The sequence below is a fragment of the Priestia sp. JSM ZJ58 genome (assembly GCF_044383985.1).
In the GTDB taxonomy this organism is placed as follows: domain Bacteria; phylum Bacillota; class Bacilli; order Bacillales; family Bacillaceae_H; genus Priestia; species Priestia zanthoxyli.
Genome location: NZ_JBISEM010000002.1, coordinates 368,607 through 375,004 on the forward strand (window position 1 = coordinate 368,607; position 6,398 = coordinate 375,004).

Consider the following 6,398-nt stretch of genomic DNA (forward strand, 5'->3'; position numbering starts at 1 on the left):
TTTGTATATTAAAGAAATTACTTTAACAAATTACCGAAACTATACGAAGACAACGATTCCCTTTGAAAATAAAGTAAACGTCATTTTGGGTGAAAACGCACAGGGTAAAACAAACGTGATGGAATCGATCTTCGTATTATCTATGGCTAAATCTCATCGTACATCCAACGATAAAGAATTAATTAAATGGGACTGTGAGTATGCAAAGCTATCGGGCATTGTAGAAAAGCATAGAGGGCCCGTTACACTGGATTTAGTCATCTCAACAAAAGGGAAAAAAGCAAAATATAATCACATTGAGCAGAAAAAACTCAGTCAATATATAGGGTCAATTAACACTGTCATGTTTGCTCCGGAGGATTTGAACCTAGTTAAAGGGAGTCCGCAAGTAAGGCGCAAATTTATCGATATGGAAATTGGTCAAGTTTCGCCTGTTTACATGCATGATTTAAGCAGGTATCAAAAGATTTTGCAGCAAAGAAATCAATATTTGAAGCAGCTGCAGACAAAAAAACAAACGGATCTTTCACTTTTAGACGTACTTACGTTACAGTTAAGTGAAATGGCAGCGAAAATCTTAAAAAAACGTTTTGAGTTTTTACAGTTACTCCAACAGTGGGCAGAGCCTATTCATAAAGGGATCAGTCGAGACTTAGAAACATTAAAAATTGAGTATAAGAATTCAATTGATGTATCAGAAGATGCAGATTTGTCGAAAATGTTAGAAGCATATCATCAAAAGTTTGATAAAATAAAAAGTAGAGAAATTGATAGAGGTGTCACCTTAGCAGGACCACACCGTGATGATCTTCTTTTCTACGTTAATGAAAAAGACGTTCAAACATTTGGTTCACAAGGGCAACAGCGGACGACTGCTTTATCGTTAAAGCTTGCTGAAATTGAGTTAATTCATCAAGAAGTAGGTGAATATCCAATTTTGCTTTTAGATGACGTATTGTCTGAATTAGATGATTTTCGTCAATCACACTTGCTAAATACCATCCAAGGAAAAGTTCAGACGTTTGTAACGACAACGAGCATTGAAGGAATTCATCACGAGACCTTAGAAAAAGCCGCTACATATCATGTAGAAGCTGGCCAAATTCAAAAGGTCAAATAGCAATTGATCTGTCTAAAAACTTTTCACAAGGCAATCTAACTGAAATATGATATCATTATAGTTTTAAGTCTATATATTTCAACTCGTACCCTCGATTATGAAAATTTTGTGCATAAGTAAACAAATGGCAAATACATTAAAGGCTCCGTATTATTTCCACATAATATTCGAAAAACATAATACAAAATGATAAATACAGCAGTTTGCTGTTAAAAAAAAGTGTAGGTGATACATTTGACGATGGAACAAAAAGAAGTACAAGCATATGAAGCTGATCAGATACAAGTATTAGAAGGATTAGAAGCTGTTCGTAAACGTCCGGGGATGTATATTGGATCGACGAGCGCAAAGGGTTTACATCATCTTGTATGGGAAATTGTAGATAATAGTATTGATGAAGCGCTGGCCGGCTATTGCGATGAAATTAATGTTATTATCGAAAAGGATAATAGTATTACAGTCAAAGATAACGGTCGTGGAATTCCAGTTGGTATTCAAGAAAAAATGGGCAGACCTGCTGTTGAAGTTATCTTAACGGTTCTTCATGCCGGAGGTAAATTTGGCGGCGGCGGCTATAAAGTATCTGGTGGATTACACGGTGTAGGTGCCTCAGTTGTTAACGCACTTTCTACCTCTTTGGAAGTACACGTACATCGTGACGGTAAAGTTCATTATCAAAAATATGAACGAGGTGTACCGGCTGCTGACTTAAAAGTAGTTGGAGAAACAGATAAAACAGGTACTGTTATTCAATTCCATCCAGACGGTGAAATTTTTACAGAAACGCTTGAATACGATTTTGATACGTTAGCCAATCGTCTGCGTGAGTTAGCTTTCTTAAACCGCGGCATTAAAATTACGATTGAAGACAAACGTGAAGAAGATAAAAGACGTGAATACCATTACGAAGGCGGAATTAAGTCTTACGTTGAACACTTAAACCGTTCGAAAGAAGTGATTCACGAAGAGCCGATCTATATTGAAGGTAATCGAGACAACATTTCTGTAGAAATTGCTATTCAATATAACGATAGCTACACAAGTAATTTATATTCTTTCGCAAACAACATTCACACATATGAAGGTGGAACGCACGAAGCAGGATTTAAAACAGCGTTAACGCGTGTAATTAACGACTATGCACGTAAAAACAGCGTATTTAAAGATAGTGACGCCAATTTAACGGGTGAAGATGTTCGTGAAGGAATTACAGCTATTATCTCTATTAAGCACCCAGATCCGCAGTTTGAAGGACAAACAAAAACAAAGCTGGGAAATAGTGAAGCAAGAACAATTACTGACTCTGTGTTTGCAGAACACTTAGAAACTTACTTGCTAGAGAACCCTATTGTGGCGAAAAAGGTAATTGAAAAAGGTTTAATGGCTGCAAGAGCAAGAATGGCAGCTAAAAAAGCTCGTGAGCTTACAAGACGTAAAAGCGCGCTTGAAATTTCAAACTTACCGGGTAAATTAGCAGATTGTTCATCAAAAGATCCTTCTATTAGCGAACTTTATGTAGTAGAGGGTGACTCTGCCGGAGGTTCAGCTAAGCAGGGAAGAAGCCGCCATTTCCAAGCTATTTTGCCTTTGCGCGGTAAGATTATCAACGTAGAGAAAGCGCGTTTAGATAAAATTTTATCTAATAACGAAATTCGTACAATCATTACCGCTCTAGGAACGGGTATTGGTGACGATTTTGATATTTCGAAAGCCCGCTACCATAAAATTGTGATTATGACAGATGCAGACGTAGATGGTGCGCATATTCGTACGCTTCTTCTAACGTTCTTCTATCGCTATATGAGACAGATTATTGAGCACGGATATGTGTACATTGCCCAGCCGCCGCTTTACAAAGTTTCACAAGGTAAAAAAGTAGAGTACGCGTACAACGATCGTCAATTAGAAGAGGTATTAGCTTCTTTCCCTGAAGGCGCAAAACCAAACCTTCAGCGTTACAAAGGTTTAGGAGAGATGAATCCTGAACAATTATGGGAAACAACAATGGATCCAGAATTCCGTACCCTTCTTCAGGTGAACTTGCAAGATGCAATTGAAGCTGATGAGACATTTGAAATTTTAATGGGCGACAAAGTAGAACCGCGCCGTAATTTCATTGAAGAAAATGCTCAGTACGTAAAAAATCTCGATATTTAAATGAACGGTAATACCCTTTATATTTTTTATAAAGGGTATATAAACGTCAGGATAGAGATAGGTTCTATCCTGCGTTTACATATATATGAATTACTATACTGAACTTCGCGAAGGAGGTTCTTATCGATGTCAGATAAACCAAACTCTCAAATAAGAGAAGTAAATATTAGTCAAGAAATGCGCGCATCCTTTTTAGATTATGCAATGAGCGTAATTGTATCGCGTGCTTTACCAGATGTAAGAGACGGACTTAAGCCCGTGCACCGTCGTATTTTATATGCAATGAATGATTTAGGTATGGGATCGGATAAGCCATATAAAAAATCAGCTCGTATCGTAGGAGAAGTAATTGGTAAGTATCACCCACACGGTGACTCAGCTGTATATGAAACAATGGTTCGTATGGCACAAGATTTTAGCTATCGTTATATGCTAATTGACGGTCATGGAAACTTTGGATCTGTTGATGGAGATGCAGCAGCAGCTATGCGTTATACAGAAGCAAGAATGTCAAAAGTTTCGATGGAACTGTTACGTGACATCAATAAAGATACAATTGATTATCAAGATAACTATGACGGTTCTGAACGTGAACCAATTGTATTACCTGCTAGATTTCCAAATTTACTTGTAAACGGTTCAGCCGGAATTGCGGTAGGTATGGCGACAAATATTCCTCCGCATCAGTTAGGGGAAGTCATTGACGGCGTTTTAGCTGTAAGTCAAGACCCTGATATCACAATTGCAGAGTTAATGGAGATTATTCCAGGACCGGATTTCCCAACTGCAGGACAAATTCTTGGCCGCAGCGGGATTCGTAAAGCTTATGAAACTGGGAAAGGTTCTATTATTGTTCGCGCAAAAGTAGAAATTGAAGAACAAAACAATGGTAAACAAACTATTATTGTTCATGAACTTCCATACCAAGTAAATAAAGCAAAGCTAATTGAAAAAATTGCCGAGCTAGCTCGTGATAAGAAGATTGATGGAATTACGGACTTACGAGATGAGTCTGACCGTTCGGGTATGCGTATTGTTATTGAAGTAAGACGTGATGCAAATGCAAATGTTTTATTAAATAACTTATATAAGCAGACATCTCTTCAAACAAGTTTTGGTATTAATACTCTTGCATTAGTAGATGGACAGCCAAAAGTATTGAACTTAAAGCAATGTCTACAGTACTATTTAGACCATCAGGTAGTGGTGATTCGTCGTCGTACTGAATTTGAACTTCGAAAAGCCGAAGCACGCGCGCATATTTTAGAAGGTTTAAAGATTGCTCTTGATAATTTAGATGCTGTTATTGCTTTAATTAGAGGTTCTCAAACAACAGATATTGCACGTGAAGGATTAATGACGCAGTTTTCGTTATCTGAAAAACAAGCGCAAGCTATTTTGGATATGCGCCTGCAGCGTTTAACAGGATTAGAGCGAGAGAAGATTGAAGCGGAATATCAATCTTTATTAGCGCTAATTGCTGAATTAAAGGCTATTTTAGCAGATGAAGAAAAAGTATTAGAAATTATTAGAGAAGAACTAATAGAAGTAAAAGAAAGATTCAATGACGGCCGTCGAACAGAAATCGTAAGCGGAGGAGCTGAAATTATCGAAGACGAGGATCTGATTCCTCGCCAAGATATTGTTATTAGCTTAACGCACAACGGCTATATTAAACGTTTGCCTGTTTCTACGTATAAGAGTCAGCGAAGAGGCGGAAGAGGTATTCAAGGAATGAATACAAACGAAGATGATTTCGTTGAACATCTTCTAACAACGTCTACTCATGATACGATTCTCTTCTTTACAAATAAGGGAAAAGTTTACCGTACGAAAGGATACGAAATTCCAGAGTATGGAAGAACAGCTAAAGGGATACCTATTATTAACTTATTAGAAGTAGACAAAGGTGAATGGGTAAATGCCATCATTCGCGTCGATGAATTTGTAGACGATTGGTATCTATTCTTTACTACAAAACAAGGAATTTCTAAGCGTACACCTTTATCTTCTTTTGAGAACATTCGAAATAGCGGACTTATCGCCTTGAATTTAAGAGAAGAAGATGAATTGATTTCTGTTAAATTGACAGATGGTAAGCGCGATATGGTTATTGGAACGAAGAAGGGTATGTTAATTCGTTTTAATGAAAATGATGTTCGTTCAATGGGACGTACAGCTACTGGAGTTAAAGGGATTACTCTCGATTCAGAAGATGAAGTAATCGGTATGGAGATTCTCGAAGAACAATCAGATATCTTGATCATTACGAAAAATGGTTACGGAAAACGTACGCCGATTGAGGAATATCGTGTACAAACAAGAGGCGGTAAAGGTTTAAGAACATGTAATATCACTGATAAAAATGGTGATGTTGTCGCACTGAAATGCGTATCTCAAGAAGAAGATATTATGCTTATCACAGTAAGCGGCGTTCTTATCCGTGTTTCTGTTTCAGATATTTCACAAATGGGCCGTAACACACAAGGTGTCAAAGTCATCCGTTTAGGAGACGAAGAGTTTGTTTCAACGGTTGCAAAAGTACAAACTTCAGAAGATGAAGACGAAGTATTAGATGAATTAGATGAACATGAAGAGACAGATATAATAATTGAAGCTGAAGAAACGGAAGAATAAAAAAAGCCCCTGAAAAAGCAGGGGCTTTTTTTTATGTAAAAAAACCTTGCCATAGGCTTTTTATTTTGGTAATATATAAAAAGTCAGCAAAACACATATAAGTTTTTTAGTAGTTTTAAAAAAAGTTATATAAAAGTGTTGACAATGATTCTTATAAAGTGTTATTATATAGGAGTCGCTTTAAGACAAGAGTTCTTTGAAAACTGAACGAAATAGTAAACGTCAACGTTAATTTTTATTTTTTTAAACGAGCAAGTCAAACATTTCTTCGGAGAGTTTGATCCTGGCTCAGGATGAACGCTGGCGGCGTGCCTAATACATGCAAGTCGAGCGAACTGATTAGAAGCTTGCTTCTAAGACGTTAGCGGCGGACGGGTGAGTAACACGTGGGCAACCTGCCTGTAAGACTGGGATAACTTCGGGAAACCGAAGCTAATACCGGATAGGATCTTCTCCTTCATGGGAGATGATTGAAAGATGGTTT

At 37.4% G+C, this 6,398-nt stretch carries 3 protein-coding genes and 1 rRNA gene; all 4 read left to right on the forward strand.

Annotated features, from left to right (window positions below):
- Position 1: 1 nt before the first annotated feature.
- Positions 2–1,120 carry a DNA replication/repair protein RecF gene (gene recF / locus ACH6EI_RS23215; protein ID WP_013054823.1) on the forward strand — a complete coding sequence of 373 codons (1,119 nt, stop codon included), beginning with the start codon at positions 2–4 and terminating at the stop codon, positions 1,118–1,120.
- Positions 1,121–1,360: 240 nt separating this feature from the next.
- A complete protein-coding gene (gene gyrB, locus ACH6EI_RS23220; protein WP_028411910.1) occupies positions 1,361–3,277 on the forward strand; it encodes a DNA topoisomerase (ATP-hydrolyzing) subunit B in 1,917 nt (638 codons plus the stop codon).
- Between the two features lie 126 nt (positions 3,278–3,403).
- Positions 3,404–5,914: a DNA gyrase subunit A gene (gene gyrA / locus ACH6EI_RS23225; RefSeq protein ID WP_028411909.1), complete on the forward strand. Its 2,511-nt coding sequence runs from the start codon at positions 3,404–3,406 to the stop codon at positions 5,912–5,914.
- Between the two features lie 265 nt (positions 5,915–6,179).
- A 16S ribosomal RNA gene (locus ACH6EI_RS23230) occupies positions 6,180–6,398 on the forward strand; the annotation flags it as partial.

What these genes read in the sequence shown, in the direction of transcription:
- gyrB (WP_028411910.1), top strand. Translation starts at nt 1,361, where the DNA reads ATGGAACAAAAAGAAGTACAAGCATATGAAGCTGATCAGATACAAGTA.
- gyrA (WP_028411909.1), top strand. Translation starts at nt 3,404, where the DNA reads ATGTCAGATAAACCAAACTCTCAAATAAGAGAAGTAAATATTAGTCAA.